The 19,825-nt window shown below is 63.5% G+C and carries 13 protein-coding genes; 8 read left to right on the plus strand and 5 right to left on the minus strand.

The window, feature by feature from the left end:
• Positions 1 to 162: 162 nt before the first annotated feature.
• From ACGK9R_RS01300 to ACGK9R_RS01320, 5 genes are read right to left on the minus strand one after another with little or no spacing between them, the layout of a single operon-like run.
• Complete coding sequence (locus ACGK9R_RS01300) at positions 163 to 1,572, minus strand: amidase (RefSeq protein ID WP_394577756.1); 1,410 nt, start codon at positions 1,570 to 1,572, stop codon at positions 163 to 165.
• A complete protein-coding gene (locus ACGK9R_RS01305) occupies positions 1,572 to 2,849 on the minus strand; it encodes a Zn-dependent hydrolase (RefSeq protein WP_394577757.1) in 1,278 nt (425 codons plus the stop codon). Before ACGK9R_RS01305 ends, ACGK9R_RS01300 begins: the two co-directional genes overlap by 1 nt.
• Positions 2,850 to 2,867: 18 nt before the next feature.
• A complete protein-coding gene (locus ACGK9R_RS01310; protein ID WP_394577758.1) occupies positions 2,868 to 3,680 on the minus strand; it encodes a FadR/GntR family transcriptional regulator in 813 nt (270 codons plus the stop codon).
• Positions 3,681 to 3,682: 2 nt separating this feature from the next.
• Positions 3,683 to 5,209, minus strand: a complete 1,527-nt coding sequence (locus ACGK9R_RS01315; protein ID WP_394577759.1) for a sodium:solute symporter family protein — start codon at positions 5,207 to 5,209, stop codon at positions 3,683 to 3,685.
• A complete protein-coding gene (locus ACGK9R_RS01320) occupies positions 5,206 to 5,460 on the minus strand; it encodes a hypothetical protein (protein ID WP_394577760.1) in 255 nt (84 codons plus the stop codon). The genes ACGK9R_RS01315 and ACGK9R_RS01320 overlap by 4 nt, the downstream gene beginning before the upstream one ends.
• Positions 5,461 to 5,759: 299 nt before the next feature.
• Here ACGK9R_RS01320 and ACGK9R_RS01325 point away from each other — a divergent pair, with 299 nt between their 5' ends.
• The 8 genes from ACGK9R_RS01325 (at position 5,760) to ACGK9R_RS01360 (ending at position 19,214) form a co-directional block, all read left to right on the plus strand.
• Positions 5,760 to 7,121, plus strand: coding sequence for an aspartate aminotransferase family protein (locus ACGK9R_RS01325; protein WP_394577761.1), 1,362 nt, complete (start codon positions 5,760 to 5,762; stop codon positions 7,119 to 7,121).
• An 18-nt stretch (positions 7,122 to 7,139) separates the two neighbouring features.
• Positions 7,140 to 8,636: a CoA-acylating methylmalonate-semialdehyde dehydrogenase gene (locus ACGK9R_RS01330; protein ID WP_394577762.1), complete on the plus strand. Its 1,497-nt coding sequence runs from the start codon at positions 7,140 to 7,142 to the stop codon at positions 8,634 to 8,636.
• 120 nt (positions 8,637 to 8,756) lie between these two features.
• On the plus strand, positions 8,757 to 9,377 hold the full coding sequence (locus tag ACGK9R_RS01335; protein ID WP_394577763.1) for a TetR/AcrR family transcriptional regulator: 621 nt from the start codon (positions 8,757 to 8,759) through the stop codon (positions 9,375 to 9,377).
• A gap of 118 nt (positions 9,378 to 9,495) precedes the next feature.
• Positions 9,496 to 10,686 (plus strand): MFS transporter, encoded by a 1,191-nt coding sequence (locus ACGK9R_RS01340; protein WP_394577764.1) that lies wholly within the window; start codon positions 9,496 to 9,498, stop codon positions 10,684 to 10,686.
• 278 nt (positions 10,687 to 10,964) lie between these two features.
• Positions 10,965 to 11,591, plus strand: a complete 627-nt coding sequence (locus ACGK9R_RS01345) for a hypothetical protein (RefSeq protein WP_394577765.1) — start codon at positions 10,965 to 10,967, stop codon at positions 11,589 to 11,591.
• A gap of 26 nt (positions 11,592 to 11,617) precedes the next feature.
• Positions 11,618 to 13,549, plus strand: a complete 1,932-nt coding sequence (locus tag ACGK9R_RS01350) for a hypothetical protein (RefSeq protein WP_394577766.1) — start codon at positions 11,618 to 11,620, stop codon at positions 13,547 to 13,549.
• Positions 13,550 to 13,691: 142 nt separating this feature from the next.
• Complete coding sequence (locus ACGK9R_RS01355) at positions 13,692 to 18,635, plus strand: DNA repair ATPase (protein ID WP_394577767.1); 4,944 nt, start codon at positions 13,692 to 13,694, stop codon at positions 18,633 to 18,635.
• A 63-nt stretch (positions 18,636 to 18,698) separates the two neighbouring features.
• Complete coding sequence (locus tag ACGK9R_RS01360) at positions 18,699 to 19,214, plus strand: PAAR domain-containing protein (protein ID WP_394577768.1); 516 nt, start codon at positions 18,699 to 18,701, stop codon at positions 19,212 to 19,214.
• The last annotated feature ends 611 nt before the right edge of the window (positions 19,215 to 19,825 follow it).

The following is a 19,825-nucleotide window of genomic DNA, read 5'->3' on the forward strand; positions in this document are numbered from 1 at the left end:
GTCAAGAGGTAAGGCATACCAACAGCTTTTCCTTTGCGGCTGCACCTCTATCCTATAGGTGCCATTGTGCACTGGCGGTATGACGAAACGAACCTCTCTCTAGTATCTCAAATACCACCTTATTGAACATTTCGAAAAGCACTTCACCGCAGTTGGTGATATTCAGTTGGCGGGCACCACCACCCTCGGCAACACTCCCTCCAACACCCGCGCCACCTGTAACACTTTCATATCCTGATATTTCCCCGCTACCAAGTGAAGACCCACCGGCAGCCCATTATCATCCAGCCCGCAGGGGAGCGAGGCAGCGGGCTGTTGGGTGAGATTGAAGGGGTAGCTGAAGGGCGTCCAGTCCATCCAGTCCTGGTAGGGGCCGCCGGGCGGCACGTTGTAGCCCGCCTCGAATGGCGAAATGGGCATCGTCGGGGTGACGAGCAAGTCGAATCGCTCGTGAAACGCGGCCATGTGAGCGGTCAGCTCGCTGCGGGCGCGCCGGGCGGCGAGGTACTTCGAGAGCGATACGTCCTGGCCGCGCCGGGCGATGTCAAGAAAGCCGGGGTCTAGTGCCGCTTGTTGCGTTTCGCTCAGCTTCTCCAGCGCCTGGGTGGCGCCGGCGAACCAGAGGGTGTTGAAGGTGTCGAGCGGGTTGGAAAAGCCCGGGTCGATGCGCTCGACCGTGGCGCCCAGCGCTTCCAGGTGTGCTACGGCTTCTTCCACGCGCTTGGCGATGTCCGGCGCAACATCCACATAACCAAGGTTGGCGCTGAAGGCGATGCGGTAGCCGCGCAGGTCTGCCGGGGGCGGGGCGAGCCAGTCGGGGCCTTGCGGGTTCCCCGCGTAGCCGTCGCGGCTGTCGGGCTTTGCCATCACGCTGAGCATGAGCGCGGCGTCGGCGGTGGTGCGGGTCATGGGGCCCAGGTGGGAAAGCGTGCTCATGGCGCTGGCGGGCCACTGGGGTACCCAGCCAAACGTCGGTTTGATGCCGAAGGTGCCGGTAAAGCTCGCCGGAATGCGAATCGAGCCGCCGGCATCGCTGCCCTGGTGCAGAAGCCCCAGGTTCAGCGCCGCCGCGGCTCCCGCGCCGCCGGAGGAGCCGCCGGGTGTCAGCCGGGTATCCCAGGGGTTGCGGGTAATGCCGTGCAGCGGGTTATCGGTCACGCCTTTCCAACCGAACTCCGGCGAGGTGGTCTTGCCGATGATGATCGCGCCGGCCTCACGCAGGTGGCGGCTGATCGGCGCGTCCACCTCCCAGGGGCCATCCGGCGAGGTGGTGGTCGAGCCCATACGGGTGGGCAGCCCGCGGGTCAGGGTCAAATCCTTGATCGTCACCGGTACGCCATCCAGTGGGCCGCAGGGCGTGCCCTGTTGCCAGCGCCGGTGGGAAGCCTGGGCGAGCTCCTGTGCTTGCGCCGAGTTGACGACGCTGAAGGCGTTGACGCGCGGGTTGTGGCGCTCGATGCGTGCCAGACAATCCTCGACCAGCGCTTCGGGGCTGAGTGAGCCCTGCTCGAAGCGTGCAAGCGCTTCGACGGCGGTCAGAGTCTCGAAGGTATCGGCAGAAGGGCTGGCCATCAAGCGTCTCCCTTGACCGTACCCGCCGCGTCCAGTACCGCGTGGAGCAGTACGTTGGCGCCAGCGTGAACGTGTTCCGGCGTGGCGCTTTCGGCCTCGTTGTGGCTGATGCCGTCCTTGCAGGGAATGAAGATCATCGCCGCCGGTACCACGCGCCCGAGAAAGATGGCGTCGTGGCCCGCGCCGCTGATGATCTCTTCGTGAGAAAGCCCCAGTGCCTCGGCGCCTTTGCGAACCTGCTCCACGCAGGTTTTATCGAAGTACTCCGGCGCGAAGGTGGCGGTGGGGGGCAGTTCCCACTCCAGCCCGTGGCGCTCGCTGATCTCTTCGACCGCCCCGGCCACCTCGCGGCTCATCGCCTCCAGTGCTTCCGGCTCCCAGTGGCGCATGTCCAGAGTCATCTTCACCTGGCCGGGAATCACGTTGCGTGAGCCCGGATGAAGCGCCATGTAGCCCACCGTACCGCGGCCGTGGGGCGCATGGTTGTGGGCGATGCGGTTGAGCGCGTGGGTGACTTCCGCCGCGCCCATCATGGCGTCGCGGCGCAGGTGCATCGGCGTGGGGCCGGCGTGGGCCTCGAGCCCGGTCAGGGTCAAATCGAACCATTTCTGGCCGAGCGCGCCAATCACCACGCCGATGGTGGTCTCGGTCTCTTCCAGTATCGGGCCCTGCTCGATATGCGGCTCGAAGTAGGCCGCGATCTCGTCCGGTGAGACGTCGTCCTGGCCGCGATAGCCGATGGCGTCCAACGCCTCGCCCGCCGTGACGCCCTCATGGTCGGCGCGGGCCATCATCTCGTCGAAGCCTAGCTCGCCGGTGAAGATGCCGGACCCCATCATGCAAGGTGCAAAGCGGCAGCCCTCCTCATTGGTCCAGGCGGCAATCTCCACCGGCGCGCGGGTGCGAATGTCGTGCTGATTGAGCGTGCGCACGACCTCGAGCCCCGCCAGCACGCCAAAGGCGCCGTCATACTTGCCGCCGGTGGGCTGGCTATCCAGGTGGCTGCCCATCATGACGGCCTTCGCTTGTGTATCGCTGCCCGGGCGGCGGGCGAAGATGTTCCCCACCCGGTCGATGCGAATCGAGCAGCCTTCGGCCTTGCACCACTTGATGAACAGGTCGCGGCCCTGGCGGTCCAGGTCGGTCAGAGCCTGGCGGTTGACGCCGCCCTTGGGGGTGGCGCCAAGCTTGGCCATTTCCATCATCGAGGCCCAGAGGCGGTCGCTGTCGGTGGTCATTTCCTGGGTGGTTGGTTGAACGGTCGATTGAGTGGTCATGATGGTTACCTCGCGGAATCAAGCGGTGGGGGGTGGCAGGTCGTGCAGTCGGGAGCGCGGGGGGGCGGTGTCCACGGGGCCGGTGAGCATCTGCTCGGCCATTTCCGTTTCCAAAGCGCTCATGTGCTGTTCGGCATCCGCCATGTGCTCGGCCATCAGCCGGCGCACCTCGGGCGTGTCTTCGCGGCGGTAGGCCTCGATCAGCCGGCGGTGGTAGTCGTGGTTGGCCTGGTCGAACTGTTTGCGCTCGGGGATGTAGGCCTTCTTGATGACGACCAGGTCGCGCAGCATGTCGTTGAGAAACCGGCACATGAAGGCCAGCAGCGGATTCGGGCAAACGTTGGCCAGGAGCTGGTGAAACTCGAGCTCCAGAAAACGCTGGTGACGGTGATCCTCGTCGTTGTCGCAGCAGGCGCAGGCGCTCATGTTGGCTTCCAGCAATTCGAAATCCGCCTCGCCAAGGCGCCCGACCACGGAGGCGGCAAGCTCCACCTCCAGCAGTTTGCGGAGCTGATACACCTGATGAGCATCCAGCGTTTGAAAGTGCAGAAAGTTGCGCAGCATCCGGCTGGCGGGCTCCATGCCCGGCTGATTGATCACCGCGCCGCCCTTCGGGCCGGTCTTGAGCGTGATCAGCCCCTCGACTTCGAGGATCTTGAGCGCCTCGCGGATCGTGCCCTTGGCGCTTTCATAAAGCGCCATCAGGGCCTTCTCGTTGGGCAGGCGGTCGCCCGCATCGAGCCCTTCGGCGGCGATCCAGCGCTTGATGTCCTCGCTGATCAGCTCGGCAAGCTTGGGTCGCCGCGTTCCGGGCGTGAAGCCGCTGGCCATGGTTATAGGCCTCGATGGCCGGCGGTTTCACTCACGGCGGGTGTGCCGTTTACGCGCTCGGGGTGGTACTCGGCGTCGTACTCGCCGCGGGCACGCTCGAAGCGCTCCACCACGTCACGGTCACGCCGTGCAAGCGCCATGCTCAAGCCCACAAAAAGCGCCACGTTGAGCAAAAGCCCCCAGACGCCAGCGTGAAAGCCAAATGGTGCGGCCAGCGGGCCGAAAGTCATCAACAGCACGCAGGCAACCCCGCCGAGTAGCCCGACCAGCGCAGCGGTGGGGTGAGCCCTTTTCCAAGTGATCGCGCCGACGGTGGGCACGATGAGCTGCGCGGTACCAGCCAGCGCGGCGATGCCGATGGTGACCAGCACGCCGGGCACGGCGAGCGCCATGATGTAGGCCGCGAGCGAAAACCCGACCAGAGAGTAGCGCCCGATGGTTACGATGCGCGCCTGGCTCGCGTCGCGGTTCACGTAGCGCTTGTAGATATCCATGGTGACGATGGTCGAGACCGCGTGGATCTGCGAATTGGCGGTCGACATCGCCGCCGAAGCGCCGGCGGCCATGATCAGCGAGGCGAGCAGGTAAGGCGCATACTCCATCAGCATGATGGGCAGGATCTGATCCGGGTTATCCACACCCGGCTCCAGCAACACGCCGGAATAACCCGACAGTACCGAGCCCACGTAGGCGAAGGCGGCCAGTCCCAGCAGAAATGGCATCAGGTTGAAGAGCTTGCCGTGCTTGACCGAATACATGCGCAGCCAGATCTGAGGGCCCATGAAGGCACCGATAGCGGTGACCACGAAAAGTGAGAACCACATGGGGTAGCCCATGGTGCCGTTGGGCCCCGGCAGAGTCAGGTGCTCTGGCGAGCTTTGCTGCAGCTGGCTGAACAGTGCGACCGGGCCGCCTACCTGGGTCGAGATGTAGTAACCCGCGTACATCATGCCGAAGAAGAGCAGGGCACCGTAAATGACATCGGTCCAAGCGATGGCACGAATACCGCCAATCCACACGTAAATAATGATGATGAAATAGAACAGCAGCGCCGCAAGCCAGAAAGGAATCAGCCCATTGGAGGCCACTTCGATGAGGTAAGCACCACCGGTCAACTGAATTTGCAGATAGGGCACCGTGAAGATCAGCGTAATGGCTGCCACGGTGAGGCGAAGCGCTTCGCTGTTGTAGAAGTCGCCCATCAGATCCGACGGGGTCAGATAGTCAAAGCGTTTACCCAGAAACCAGACCCGCTTGCCGATCCAGTAGTACATGAACCCGAACAAGAGATTCCAGGCAAGCGCGGTCAGAAAGACCGGCCCGTTGGTGTAGAAAGTGGCGTTGGAGCCGAGAAACGCGAAGGCGCTCCACCAGGTGGCCGCCACGGTGAAGAAGACCGCGATGCTGCCCATTGCGCGTCCTTGCACGAAGAAGTCCTCGCTGGTGGCCTGGGACTGCCGTGCCGATACGACGCCCACGATCAAGGGGATGATCATGAACGCGGCGATGATCAATAGGCTGCCGCTCATGATGTCTCTCCCGCTGGCTCTTTTGGCTGGTTAAGTGGCGCAGATGCACTTCCCCAGTTAGTGAAGTAAGCCGCCAAAAACAGGGCGGTCAGCACGAACCACCAAAAGAGATTCCATGCGAGCAGAAAGGGGACCCCCATAATTAAGGGTTCGATTCGGTTTGCCAGTAAAATGAGGGGACTTTCCAGCATGACGAAGCTGATGATTATACCGGCGTAGAGCACCAGCTTGGGTCGGGATAGGTTTTTCATAAGTCACTCGGCTCGTTGATTTATGTTTGAAAGTGCGAGCTTTTTTAATCCACAAGCGGGTGTTGAAACTTCGAGGAAGTTATCACCACGAACTTGCTGAAGGGCGTGTCACAATTTTTATATTTATTCGTATAAATATTATCTTTAGGGCGTTTAAGGGCCAGGGTCAAGTCCATTCAGGATTAAAGAACCCTTATTTACGTATAAATCAACTAACGTGAACTAAAGAAAAATGGTGTTTTATTGACGTAGCGGGCAGCGCATTCTGATTGGGTATCCAACACTTTGGAGCCTGAATCATGACGGATCTTTCGACCGGCGCTTCGCCGCTGAGCGCGGAGGCTGAGAGCCCGAGCGCCAAGCTCAACCACCACTACTGGATGCCCTACAGCGGCAACCGCGATTTTCGCGCGAACCCGCGGGTCATCACTGGGGCCGAGGGGCGCTATTACATCGACGACCAGGGGCGCAAGCTTTTCGATTCGCTCTCCGGGCTCTGGACCTGCGGCGCCGGGCACAACCGCGAGGAAATCCAGAAGGCGGTTTCAAAACAGCTCGGCACGCTCGATTTCGCGCCGGGCTTTCAGATCGGCCACCCCCTGGCCTTCGAACTCGCCGAGAAGATCGCAAGCATCACGCCCCAGGGGCTCGATCATGTGTTTTTCACCAACTCCGGGTCGGACGCGGCGGACACCTCGATCAAGATGGCGAAGGCCTACTGGCGCTTGAAAGGCAAGCCTGAGAAGACGCGTCTGATCGGCCGCGCCAAGGGGTATCACGGCGTCAATATCGGCGGCACGAGCCTGGGCGGCATCGGCGGTAACCGCAAGCACTACGGTCAGCTGATGGACGTGACCCACCTGCCACACACGTTACAGGTGGGGTATGCCTTTACCCGCGGCCAAGCGGAGACCGGTGCCGAGCTTGCCGACGCGCTGCTCGACCAGATCGCCCTGCACGACGCCTCGAACATCGCGGCGGTCATCGTCGAGCCGATGTCCGGCTCTGCTGGCGTTATCGTGCCTCCTAAAGGGTATCTGGAGCGGCTGCGCAAGATCTGCACCGAGCACGATATTCTCTTGATTTTCGATGAAGTAATCACCGCCTTCGGGCGCAGCGGCGCGCATACCGGCGCCGAGGCGTTTGGCGTGACGCCGGACATCATGAACGTGGCCAAGCAGGTGACCAACGGCGCCGTACCCATGGGCGCGGTGATCGCAAGCCACGAGATCTTCGATACCTTCATGCACGGCGGTGGCCCGGCCCATGCCATCGAGTTCCCCCACGGCTACACCTACAGCGCCCACCCGGTAGCCTGCGCGGCGGGGCTGGCCTCGCTCGAGATGCTCGAGCGCGAGGATTTTCCCGCTCAGGTGCGCGGTATCGCCCCGGCGTTCGAAGAAAAACTGCACGCGCTGAAGGGCCGCTCTCACGTGGTGGATATTCGCAATTATGGCTTGGCCGGCGCCATTCAGCTCGCTCCGCGCGATGGCGACCCCACTATCCGCCCGCGCGACGCCCACCTGGCGCTGTGGGAGGCGGGCTTCTACGTGCGCTTTGGCGGCGACACGCTGCAGTTCGGCCCGCCCTTCGGCACTACCGAGGCCGAACTCGAGCGGCTCTTTGACGCCGTCGCCACCACCCTGGACGCTCTGGCTTAACCAATTGGAGAACACACGATGGATTTAGTGGCCCACCTGATCAACGGCGAATCCGTTAACAGCGCGTCGACATTTGACGTCACCAACCCCTCTACCGGCGAGGTGATTCGCCAAGCGGCGGAGGGTCGCCGCGAGGACGTCGAGCGCGCCATCGCCGCCGCCCAGGCGGCGTTTCCCACCTGGCGCGATACGCCGCCGGCCAAGCGCGCCCAGGTCATGTACCGCTTCAAGCAGCTTTTGGAAGACAACGCGGAGCGGCTGGTGAGGCTGGTCAGCGAGGAGCACGGCAAGACGCTGGAAGACGCCCTGGGCGAGCTCAAGCGTGGCATCGAGAACGTCGAATACGCCTGCGGCGTGCCGGAGCTTCTGAAGGGTGAGTACTCCCACAACGTCGGCCCGGGCATCGATGCCTGGTCGAACTTCCAGCCGCTGGGCGTGGTGGCGGGTATCACCCCGTTCAACTTCCCCGCCATGGTGCCGCTGTGGATGTATCCCATGGCGATCGCCTGCGGTAATACCTTCGTGCTCAAGCCATCGGAAAAAGACCCGAGCGCGGCGCACGCCGTGGCGGCGCTGCTGAAAGAGGCTGGGCTTCCGGACGGCGTGATGAACGTGGTACACGGCGGGCGCGAAGCGGTCGAAACGCTGCTGGATGCCAAGGCGGTCAAGGCGATCTCGTTTGTGGGCTCCACCCCCGTGGCCGAAGCGATCTACAGCCGCGGCACGGCGAACGGCAAGCGCGTCCAGGCACTGGGCGGGGCCAAGAACCACGCCGTGGTACTGCCGGATGCGGACCTTGAAAACGCCGCCAACACGCTGATGGGCGCGGCGTTTGGTAGCTGCGGCGAGCGCTGCATGGCGATCTCGGTGGCGGTGTGCGTGGGTGATGAAACCGCCGACCGGCTGGTCGAGACGATGCTGCCTAAAATCTCCGAGCTCAAGGTTGGCCCCGGCACCGATCAAGGCCTGGATATGGGCCCACTGGTCACCGCCGAGCACCGCGACAAGGTGCTCAGCTACATCGCAGACGGCGAAAACGCCGGCGCCAGGCTGGTTGCCGACGGTCGCGAGCTTTCAGTAAAAGGCCATGAAAACGGCTACTTCGTCGGCGGCTGCCTGTTCGATCACGTCACCGCCGATATGCGCATCTACCGGGAAGAGATCTTCGGCCCGGTGCTGTGCGTGGTGCGCGTGGGAAGCCTGGACGATGCCATGGCGCTGATCAACGAACACGAGTACGGCAACGGCACGTGCCTGTTCACCCGCGACGGCGAGGCCGCCCGGCGCTTCACCGACGGTATCGAGGTCGGCATGGTCGGCGTCAACGTGCCGCTGCCGGTACCGGTGGCCTACCACAGCTTCGGCGGCTGGAAGCGCTCGCTGTTCGGCGATCTGCACGCCTATGGGCCGGATTCCGTACGCTTCTACACCAGGCGCAAGGCGGTCTCCCAGCGCTGGCCCTCGGTGTCCGAGGCGACCCGCGCCGAGTTCTCCTTCCCCGCCAACCAGAGTTGACGTCCTCCTCCAACCAGGACATCGTCTCAGCACCGCCTTCGGGCGGTGCTTTTTTTCGTCGTCGCTTGCGCCGCGAGCGCCGGTGGATTTTCTCGTTTGCGTCAGAAGGTAGCGCCGCGCGTGCCAAGAACCCAGGAAGAGATTCGCCAGACCAACGTCAGGAACATTCTCGAAGCCGCCGAGCGGCTGTTTGCCGAAAAGGGCTACGCCGGTGCCTCCATGGGTGAGATCGCCGCGCTCGCCGGGTTGCCCAAGTCCAACGTCCACTACTACTTCTCGACCAAGAAGGCGCTCTACCAGGAAGTGCTGCTCGGGCTTCTGGAGCTGTGGAAGCAGGACGCGCTCTGCTTCGAGCTCTATGACGACCCGCGGGTGGTGCTTTCGACCTACATTCGCGCCAAGATGAACCACTCGCGCTACCGCGCCCACGGCTCGAAAATCTGGGCCATGGAGGTGATGCAGGGCGCGCCGATCCTGGGCAAGCGTCTGCGCGAGAACCTGTTCGACTGGGCCAAGTTGAAGGAAGCCAGGATCAGCGAGTGGATAAACACGGATCAGATTGCTCCGGTCGAGCCCTCGCATTTACTTTACATGATCTGGGCCTCGACCCAGCACTACGCGGACTTCGACTACCAGATCGGCCTGCTCAACCACGACCAGCCCCTCGATGACCTGCAGTTCGAGAAAGCGGTGCAGACGGTCACTTCGGTGATTTTGCGCGGAATTGGGCTCACGGCCTAGCCAGTCAGCTTAAATCGATTTCGGCGATAACTCGTTAGACGGCTAATTTAGTCTACACTAATTGGCTCATTCGACCCCATCGAGTTCTTGATGGGCCACTCAATGGACAAGGACGTGTATGGCTAATCACGAGACGTCGCCGCGTAGCGCCACGATATTTCTGGGCGCTGCCTTGGCGTTTTTGACCACCATGATGGGCACCACGCTGCCCACGCCGCTTTATCCCATCTATCAGGATGAAATGGGTTTTTCCCATCTGATGGTGACAGTGATCTTCGCCGTCTACGCCGTTGGGGTGATCTCCGCGCTGCTGATTACCGGGCGCTGGTCGGATCAACTCGGCCGGCGGCCCTTGCTGTTTGCAGGGCTCGTGCTTTCCGGGGTGAGCGACGTAGTGTTCTGGCAGGCGGATGGGCTTGGTTCGCTGCTGGTGGGGCGGGTGCTCTCCGGGCTTTCGGCGGGTATCTTCACCGGCACCGCGACCATCGCGGTCATGGAACTCGCCCCGCGCCGCTGGGGCAATACCAGCACGCTGATCGCCACCGCCGCCAACATGGGCGGGCTGGGGCTGGGGCCGATTCTGGCCGGCGTGCTGGCCACGCTCTTCGCCGCGCCGCTGATGCTGCCCTTCGGCGTTCATTTCGTACTGGTGCTGATCGCCGTGGCGTGCATCTGGCGCGCGCCGGAAATGGTCGATCGCCCCGAACATATCAAGCTGCCGCTGCAAAAGCCGAAGATTCCCCGGGAAGTGCGCAGCGTGTTCATTCCCTCCGCCATCGCGGCGTTTGCGGGGTTCATGGTGTGCGGTTTCTACACTGCTGCCGCGCCGTCGTTTCTGGGCCAGGAGCTTGGCTACACCAACCACGCACTGGTCGGCGGCGTTGCGGGGCTCTTGTTCATCGCCTCCACCGTGGGGCAGATGCTGCAGGGCCGACTGCCGGAAGCGAGCCGCCTGCCCACTGGCTGCGGCGTGCTGTTTGTGGGCGTGCTGATCGTGGCTTGGGGCATCGCCGATGAAACGCTGACCGGCTTCGTGCTTGGCGCAATCGTGGCGGGTATTGGCCAGGGCGTCGCCTTTCGCGCTGGGCTTGGCGCGGTGTCGGCGGCCAGCTCGAAAGAGAACAAGTCCGCGGTGGTCTCCACGTTCTTCGTCATCGCATACGTGGCGATCTCGCTGCCGGTGGTAGGCATCGGTTTGATGGGCACCGTGGCGGGCCAGCAGGCGACCGCGCTGACCTTCGATCTGATCGTGGCGGTGCTGTGCCTGGTGTCGCTTGGGCTGCTGCTCAAACGGCGCGCTATCCAGTGAGCCGCCAGAGCCTGCGGGGAGCACCCGCAGGCTCGCTTGCAAAGCTAAATATCCTGTTGATTCGATGTTGATTTGGCTGTTTTTGTAAGTCATCGACTATATCTTTCATAAGATATTTCTTAAGATCTTCCTACCTGTTGCTTTTGAACAAGGCTCCTTTAACTTCTTTACCCCTCGAGCAACGGCCGCTGCGTGTTGCCTTGCCACCTTATCAACCTCAATGTCTAGCGTCGGCGCCGCCGGCCGCTTTTTGTGATGTCTCAGGGAAGAGAGGGCGTATGCCGCTATTTGTCTTCATCAGTACTACCTTTCCCACGGCGATCTTCTCCGCTCTGCTGGTGATGGCGGTCATCTACTGGCTGATCTCGCTATCGGGGCTGGGGGGCGACGACCTGGCCGATGGCGATATGGGCGATGGCCTCGAAACCGGCGGGCTGCTGGCCACCCTGGGTCTCGAGGGTGTGCCGCTGCCGCTGGCGATCACCCTGGTCACGCTGTTCGGCTGGGTCATCAGCTACTTCAGCGAGCTGCTGCTCGGCATCCACCTGGGCTCCGGGGCTCTGCACTGGCTGTTCGGTGCCGTGGTGCTCTGCTTGAGCTTCGCGGCGGGCATCTTTCTGGCATCGCTTTCGATCAAGCCGCTGCGGCCGCTGTTCAAGCCCGCGCTCAACTTGCCCACGGAGCAGCGCCTGGCCGGCCTCGTATGCACGGTGCGCTCGGGCAGCGTCGATCGCACCCGGGGGCGCGCCGACGCCTATGTCGAGGGCGACCACCTGATTCTTCAAGTGCGTAGCGACACGCCGCTCGAGCGCGGCGACCGCGCCATTCTGATCAACTACCTGGCCGACGAGGACGCCTACCGGATCATTCCGGAAGGCGAGTTCCACGATGGCTCCCACGATTGACCGACCTGTCCTCTAGGAGAGAATGAATGAATGTATCTTGGATCATGCCGGTGGCTGGTTTCCTCGGCGGCCTTGTACTGATCGCGATCGTTGTCCTATCGCTGATCAAGACGTTCTATCGCAAGATCGATCAGGGGCAGGCGCTGATCGTCAACGACCTCTCCACCACGCCGAAGGTGTACTTCACCGGGGCGATGGTGCTGCCGGTGATCCACCGCGCCGAGACGATGCAGGTCTCGGTCATCACCCTCGAGCTCAACCGTACTGGTAAAGAGGGCCTGATCTGCCGCGACAACCTGCGCGCCGACATCAGCGTGGCCTTCTATCTGCGCGTCAACGCTACCGCCGAGGACGTGCTGCGGGTGGCCAAGTCCGTGGGTGTGGGCCGGGCTTCTGACCGCAACGCGGTCAACGAGCTGTTCAACGCCAAGTTCAGCGAAGCGCTGAAGACCGTCGGCAAGAAGATGGACTTCATGCAGCTGTTCGACGAGCGCCAGCAGTTTCGCGACGCCATCGTCGAGACCATCGGCCAAGACCTGAACGGCTACGTGCTCGAGGACGTGGCGATCGATTACCTGGAGCAGACGCCCAAGAGCTCGCTCGATCCGCACAACATCCTTGACTCCGAAGGCATCAAGCGCATCACCGATATCACGGCGATGCACAACGTCGAGACCAACCGGCTCGAGCGCGACCAGGAGCTCGAGATCCAGCGCAAGAACGTCTCGGCCCGGGAAGCTGCCCTCGAGCTCGAACGTACCCAGGCCGATGCCGAGGCGCGCCAGCAGCGCGAGATCGAGAGCCTGCGCTCCCGCGAGGAGTCCGAGGCGGCCCAGGTCAGCCATCAGGAGCGCTCGAAGAGCGAAGCGGCGCGCATCAAGACCGACGAAGAGCTGGCCATCGCCGAGGAGAACAAGCAGCGCCAAGTCGAGATGGCCACCAAGGCCCGCGAGCGTGCGGTGCAGATCGAAGAGGTCCGCATTCGCCAGGCCAAGGAGCTCGAGGACGTCAACCGCGAGCGCGCGGTGGAGATCGAGCGCATCGGCATGGAGAAGTCGCTGGAGGAGGAGCGCAAGGAGATCGCCGACATCACCAGCCAGCGCATCGCCGTGGAGCGCAGCGTCGCCGAGGAAGAGGAGAACATCAATGACGTGCGCAACCGCGCCGAGGCGGAGCGCAAGAAGGTCACGCGCCTGACCGCCGCTCAGGCCGAGGCCGAGGAGAGCAAGACCAAGGAGGTTCGCGCGGCGGAAGCGGCCTTCGAGCGCTCCAAGCTCGAAGCCGAGGAGACCGTGCTGCGGGCCCAGGCGGAGCTGGATTCTGCCGAGAAGCGCGCCGCCGCCGAAGAGAAGCAGGCCCGCGGCCATCAGGCTTTGGCCGCCGCGGATGGCTTGGCCGAGGCACAGGTGCTGGAAGCCCGCGCCCACGCCCAGCGCAGCGAAGGGCTCGCTCAGGCGGAGGTCAAGACTGCCACGGCGAAGGCCGACGAGGAGGCCGGCATGGCCGAAGTGCGCGTGCTCGAACAGCGCCTGGAAGCCGAGGCGCTGGGCGAGGAGAAACTGGGCAGCGCCAAGGCCCAGGCTCGCGAGGCGATGGCCAAGGCCGAGGCCAACGGCCTGGTCGAGAAGCTGCGCGCCTACGACAACATGTCCGAGGAAGCGCGCAACTTCGAAGAGTTCCGCATGAACCTGGAAGTGCACGAGAAGGAAGTGATGGCCCAGATCGAGGCCCAGCGCATCGGCATGCTGGAGAACGGCAAGGTGATGGCCGCCGCGCTGCAGAACGCCAAGTTCGAGCTGATCGGCGGCGATGGCGATATCTTCGAGAAGTTCGCCAAGGGGCTGGGCTACGGCAAGACGGTGCAGGGCGTGCTCGACAAGTCGCCGGCGTTGCAGGCAACCCTCGCCGGGCTCGCCAACCGCGCCATGATGCCCGAGAAGTCCTCGGAAAACGCGTAAGGCGCGCCCCTTCGGGGACTCGAGACCGCAGGTGGAACGCCACGTGCGGTCTCGTCGACTTCTTGCGGCGCCGTGAGCGCCGTTCTCGCAAGCATCTTTTTCGCAAGTACTTATCTCGCAAGCACCTTTCAGGATGGACACGATGTCGAAGGACACTGGATCGAGCGATAACCATCAGGCCGAGGCGGTCGAGGGCCTGGTCAGGGAGAGCACGGCGTTCGAGACCATCAAGCGCCGGCTGAGTACCCAAGGGGGGGAGCTGGACGCGGCGGTTTCGCGCTTGAACGACGCCCGTGCCGAGACCTTCGGCGCCAGCAGCATGGCGCTGCTGGGCCGCGCCCGGGTGCGCACCCAGAACAACGCCATCGCCCGGGACATGGCGCGCATCGGCAACCAGATCCTGTTCGGCTTCAACGTCCAGCTGGGGCTTCGCAAGGCGCTGGCGGCGAGCGACGTCTTCGCGCTCTATCATCTCAAGGACGACGCCGAAGGGCTCGAGCTTACCGAGGCGTCCCTCGACGGCAGCTTCCTCACCGACGAGCAGTTCCTGCGCGATTTCCGCGAGCTGCAGCAGTACTACAGCCACGCCACGCTCGCCCAGATCATGACCCTCAACGGCAAGCTGCTGGTGGCGTTCCAGATCGGCGAGAAACTCACCGACCTGCGCGTATTCCGCTGGGAGCTCGACGGGCGCAGCGAGGTGACCCGCTACATCGACAACCGCGGCGAGCGGGATCTGGTCTTCCCCGAGCGCTTCGCCTTTCCCTGGCACAGCGCCGGGCGCGATCATCAAGAGCAGGGGCGCGCGCCGCACCTGAACATCCTCGATACGGTGTTCGTCGACAACCTCGGCGGCAACATCACCTTCAAGATCGAGAACAACACCAAAAGCGGCGAGGGCATCTTCGCCGACCCGGTGGCGTCGGACTCCCAGTCGCTGGATGATGCCACCTTCGAGTACGCCGACCTCGGCACGCTGCTGTTGGTGCGCATCCTGCCCTTCAACGAAACCGAGTGGCGCTACTACCTGTTCAACCGCGCCGAGCAGCACGTCAAGCGCATCGACGCCATGGCGGGCTCGGTGGTGGAGCTGCCCGAGAACCACGGCATCATCTTCCCCAGCGGCTACTACCTCAACACCGGCGAGCTGACTACCTTCGAGGTGCCCGAGGAGGATCTGCGCTTCAAGCGGATGGTGCGCTCGCCCAACGGCGAGGACGTGCTGTTCGTCTTCTACGCCGAGGCCACCGGCGAGGTGGTGCTCTACCGCTACAACTTGATTCGTAAGCAGGCGGACACGCCGATGGTCGGCCACGGCGCGGCGGTGCTCGAAAACGGTCACCTGGCGATCTTCCACGCCGAGCAGGAGCCGACGCTGGTCCACCCCATCCAGGTGTGGGCCACGCCCTTCATGTCCGAACGCTTTCACGCCCAGGACGCAGTGCGCAACGACACCACGCTCGGGCGCATCGGCAACCCGGAGCTGGTGCGCGGCATCGCCGAGCTCAACGGCATCGTCCAGCTCGCCGGCGAGCGCGCCGCCAGCGAGCGCCACTTCAACGCCATCATCCGGCGGGTGGATCGCACCCTGAACCAGTTCTACTGGATCGGCGAGGCGGAGTTCGCCGCCATCCAGGTGGCACTCGAACAGCTCAAGCATACTGCCGAGCTGATGCTCGACGAGTACGAGAAGGTTCAGGCGATACGTGCCCAGACCGCCCAGGCGCTGAAAGAGCTCGACCAGGTCCAGGCGACGCTGCTGCGCGAGCTCAAGCCGAGCAGCTGGAAGACGCCGGATCTGTTCGTCACCTACCTCAAGAAGCTGCGCGACCACCGCGGTCGGCTGATGGCCCTGAGCGAGCGGCGCTATCTGGACACCGCGCGGCTCGCCGAGCTGCAGGCGGCGCTAGACAAGGCCGAGACCTCGCTGACCGAGCAGACCTTCACCTTCCTGGCCACGCCGGAGGCGCTGGAGGGCTACCGCGAGACCCTGGGCGAGATCAAGGCGGCGGTCGGCGAGGCGGAGAATCGCAAGGCGCTAGCGGCCTGCGTGGAGCGCTACCGGGAGCTGACCGGCGGGCTCGACATGATCCAGGGCTTGATCTCCTCGATGCCCGGCGGCGACGCGGTGGAGCAGACCCGCATCACCGAGAACATCTCGAGCATTTACGCGACCATCAACCAGCAGCGCTCCCAGGCCGAAATTCGCCTGCGCGAGCAGGGCAGCGCCGAGGCCAAGGCCCAGTTCGCCGCCCAGATGCGGCTGTTCGAGCAGAGCCTGGCCAACGGTGTTGGCGCGCTTCGCGAGCCTGACGACTGCGACCCGTTGATGACGCGCATGCTCGACCAGCTCCAGGAGCTCGAAAGCCAGTTCGGCGAGGTCGACGAGTTCCTGAACGCCATCCTCGAGCAGCGCGAAAGCGCCCACGAGAGCATCGAGGCGCGTCGTCAGCAGCTTCAGGAAGCACGCCAGCGCCGGGTCACCACGTTGACCGACGCCAGCCAGCGGATTCTTGCCAACGTGGCCAAGCGCACCGAGCGCTTTGAGACCCTCGAGGAGCTGCACAGCTTCTTCGCCGCCGATGCCATGGTGGGCAAGGTGCGCAGCATGGTAGAGGAGCTCCGCGGCATCAATGCGAGTCTCGAGGCCGACGACATCGCCGGGCGCCTGCGCGGTGCCCAGGATGCGGCGCTGCGCAGCGTGCGCGACCGGGCGGATATTTTTGAAGAGGGCGGCAACGTCATTCGCCTCGGTCCGCGCCACCGTTTCAGCGTCAACCAGCAGCACCTGGACCTGACCCTGGTGCCGCGCGACGAACGGCTCATGCTGCATCTCACCGGCACCCAGTATTTCGAGCCGCTCATCGACGAGCGCCTGACCGCGCTCGCCGACTACTGGGCCATGTCGCTGCCGTCGGAGAGCCGGGCCGTCTACCGCGCCGAGTACCTGGCCTACCGCTTCATGGAAGAGCTTGCCCGGCCGGAGGCGGCGCCGATCAACGTCGAGGATATGGAGGCGCTGCAGCGCCAGATCGCCGCCTTCGCCTCGCCCCGCTATCGCGAGGGCTACGAAAAGGGCATCCACGACCACGACGCCGCGCTGATCGTGCGCACGCTGTGGCCGGCGCGCCAGAGCGCGGGGCTTCTGGGATTCGGCCCGCTGCCCCGGGCGCTGGCCATGCTGTTCTGGGCCAACCTCAAGCAGGACGACGAGGCCGCCCGCAACCTGCGCGCCCGGTGTCTGTCGGCAGGGATTCTGTCGCGCATCATGCAAAGCGAGGATCTGCTGGCGGCGCTGATCGAGGAGATCGCCCCGGCGCTCGAGGCGTTCGTCCAGGGTCACAAGCTGCCCGGGGCAGCGGGCCAGCAGGCCAGCGCCGCGGAGTTCCTGGTGCGCCGGCTGGCCGAGGAGGGGGACGCCTTCCCGGTGACCCGCTACGCCGACACCTTGGTGGAGAGTTTCATCACCACCATGCAGCGCCAGGGCCACTACGCCCACTTCGAGGAGGCACTGGCAGTGGTAAAAGGACAGCCCGGCGCGCGCTGGACGATCACCTCCCACTGGCTCACCGCCCACGCCCGCCAGGCAGGCCAGGAAGACGCTTTGCACTTTTTGCCCGAAGCGATCGCCATGCTCAACACCGCCGGGCGGCTGGAAACCCGCGCCCACAGCGTCGAGCTCGCCTTCACCGTGGAGGGGCTTCTCGGCCAGCACGAGCGCCTCGACCAGCAGCGGCTTGCGCTGTCGCTGGACGACTTCCAAGAGCGGCTGCGCCACCACGAGCACGCGGTGATTCCCGCCTGGACGCGGCTGCAGGAGCGCCGCCAGACGATCCTCGACGAGCAGCGCGAGCGTCTGCGCCTGGAGGAGTATCTGCCCAAGCCGCTGAACTCCTTCGTGCGCAACAAGCTGATCACCGAGAGCTACCTGCCGATCATCGGCGACAACCTGGCCAAGCAGATGGGCACCGTGGGCGATACCCGGCGCTCCGACAACAGCGGGCTGTTGATGATGATCTCGCCGCCGGGCTACGGCAAGACCACGCTGATGGAGTACGTCGCCAACCGCCTGGGGCTGATCTTCATGAAGATCAACTGCCCGAGCCTGGGCCACGACGTCACCTCGCTGGATCCGGAGGCGGCCACCCACTCCACGGCGCGCGCCGAGCTCATCAAGCTCAACCTGGCCTTCGAGATGGGTAACAACGTCATGCTCTATCTCGACGACATCCAGCACACCCACCCGGAGTTCTTGCAGAAGTTCATCTCGCTGTGCGACGGCAGTCGGCGTATCGATGGCATCTGGAACGGGCGCACCAGGACCTACGACATGCGCGGCAAGCGCTTCTGCATCGCCATGGCGGGCAACCCTTATACCGAAAGCGGTGAGGCCTTCAAGGTGCCGGACATGCTCGCCAACCGCGCCGATGTCTACAATCTGGGCGACGTGCTCAGTGGCATGGAGGAGGTGTTCGCGCTCTCCTACATCGAGAACTCGATGAGCGCCAACACCGTGCTGGCGCCGCTGGCCACCCGCGGGCTCGACGACTTCTATCGCTTCGTCGACCTGGCCCGGGGGCGCGAGGTGCCGAGCACCGACTTCGAGCACGACTACAGCGCGGCGGAGCGCGAGGAGATCCTCGCCGTGCTGCGCAACATGTTCAAGGTGCGCGAGGTGGTGCTGCGGGTCAACCAGCAGTACATCGCCTCCAGCGCCCAGGCCGATCAGTACCGCACGGAGCCGCCGTTTCGCCTGCAGGGGAGCTATCGCAACATGAACCGCCTGGCGGAGAAGATCTCGCCGATACTCAGCGACGACGAGCTCCAAGCGATCATCGACGACCACTATGTGGGCGAAGCCCAACTGCTCACCCAGGGCGCCGAGGAGAACCTGCTCAAGCTCAAGGAGCTGCGCGGCACGCTGAGCGATGAGGAGAGGGCGCGCTGGGACGCGATCAAGCGCGAGTTCAAGCGGCGCCAGCTCACCGGCGGCGACGAGGAGACCGGCGCGCTGGTGGTACGTCAGCTGGGCCTGATCGCCGAAGGCATTGGCCAGTGGGGCCAGGCACGCCAGGATGAACGCTGAGACCGCCTTCGCCGGCGGGCCAGTGGCGACCGACGAAATGCATCGTTTTGAAGGAGTTCTCTCATGAGTGGCAAGCCAGCAGCACGCGTCACCGACGACACCGCCTGCCCGAAAACCGGGCACGGCACCAACCCGCTGGCCGAGGGCTCGCCGGACGTCTTCCACGACGGGCTCAACGCCGCCCGCCTGGGCGACACCTCCGCCTGCGGCAGCCCCATCGACTCCGCGGTCTCCTCTTCGGTGTTCATCAACGGCAAACCCGCCGCTGTGCTCGGCAGCGTCGGCAGCCACGGCAACACTGTGGTCGAAGGCTCGGGCACGGTTTTCATTGGTGACATTGCGTATGGCAGTGCGTCCCCCGCGAATCTGCTAAGTAATACAGAAGCCGCATATTCAGGGCGTTTCCAATTGATCAATCAAGATACAGGTGAGCCCATCGCTGGGCGTCGCGTCAAAATTAGATCCAGTGGCGGTTGGAGTGCGTTCGAGACCACGGATGATGAGGGTATGACATCCTGGATCAAGCATGACAAGGCGGAAACGATCTATATCGACTTGGTAAAGGGAAGTGAGCGATGAGTGATCATCCATTCTCCCAAGGTGCCATGAGCCCGGAGGGCGAGACTAACCCGGTTCGCATTGCAGAGCCAAGGCTCGACCCGGAAGATGAAAGAGTACTGTGCTCTGCCATCTGTTACTGCAGCTCCACGCCCAATATCAGTCGAGATGGCAAAAATCTTAAGCAAAACTGTGTATCACAGCGCTTGGGCGAATTGAATGAAGTGCTCCGTGGAAGCAGTCCTTATAAACCAGAGGTCAGTTACGATATGACCAAGGAGCCACCGCAGCCAATTCTCGATAGCCAGACAGGTACTCATTCTCATAGCTGGATACCGGGCTGGATCCGCAAATACTGGGATGAAGATCCAGAGCATCCTCCCTTCCAGGCGGGCAGGGGTATGATTCGTCGGCCCGATGTTGTGATTGTGAATGACCCAACCAGACCGCCTACCCAGGACAATATCAAGCAAGTGGTGGAGATGAAGTTTCCGCCTGATCCACCTAATAGGAGGCAAGCGCAAGCTTACGCAAGGGTAGCTGGTGGAGAGGATAAGGTAGTTCAACTATTGTCCACTGACTGTGATTGTAATCAAGAAACCCAGAACTCTAATGTCTCTGTAGAAGAGCTC

Source organism: Halomonas sp. HNIBRBA4712 (assembly GCF_043558675.1).
In the GTDB taxonomy this organism is placed as follows: domain Bacteria; phylum Pseudomonadota; class Gammaproteobacteria; order Pseudomonadales; family Halomonadaceae; genus Vreelandella.

Bases quoted from the DNA above. Each gene is read 5' to 3' on its own strand.
- ACGK9R_RS01300 (WP_394577756.1), bottom strand. From the start codon at position 1,572: ATGGCCAGCCCTTCTGCCGATACCTTCGAGACTCTGACCGCCGTCGAA.
- ACGK9R_RS01305 (WP_394577757.1), bottom strand. From the start codon at position 2,849: ATGACCACTCAATCGACCGTTCAACCAACCACCCAGGAAATGACCACC.
- ACGK9R_RS01310 (WP_394577758.1), bottom strand. From the start codon at position 3,680: ATGGCCAGCGGCTTCACGCCCGGAACGCGGCGACCCAAGCTTGCCGAG.
- ACGK9R_RS01315 (WP_394577759.1), bottom strand. From the start codon at position 5,209: ATGAGCGGCAGCCTATTGATCATCGCCGCGTTCATGATCATCCCCTTG.
- ACGK9R_RS01320 (WP_394577760.1), bottom strand. From the start codon at position 5,460: ATGAAAAACCTATCCCGACCCAAGCTGGTGCTCTACGCCGGTATAATC.
- ACGK9R_RS01325 (WP_394577761.1), top strand. From the start codon at position 5,760: ATGACGGATCTTTCGACCGGCGCTTCGCCGCTGAGCGCGGAGGCTGAG.
- ACGK9R_RS01330 (WP_394577762.1), top strand. From the start codon at position 7,140: ATGGATTTAGTGGCCCACCTGATCAACGGCGAATCCGTTAACAGCGCG.
- ACGK9R_RS01340 (WP_394577764.1), top strand. From the start codon at position 9,496: ATGGCTAATCACGAGACGTCGCCGCGTAGCGCCACGATATTTCTGGGC.
- ACGK9R_RS01345 (WP_394577765.1), top strand. From the start codon at position 10,965: ATGCCGCTATTTGTCTTCATCAGTACTACCTTTCCCACGGCGATCTTC.
- ACGK9R_RS01350 (WP_394577766.1), top strand. From the start codon at position 11,618: ATGAATGTATCTTGGATCATGCCGGTGGCTGGTTTCCTCGGCGGCCTT.
- ACGK9R_RS01355 (WP_394577767.1), top strand. From the start codon at position 13,692: ATGTCGAAGGACACTGGATCGAGCGATAACCATCAGGCCGAGGCGGTC.
- ACGK9R_RS01360 (WP_394577768.1), top strand. From the start codon at position 18,699: ATGAGTGGCAAGCCAGCAGCACGCGTCACCGACGACACCGCCTGCCCG.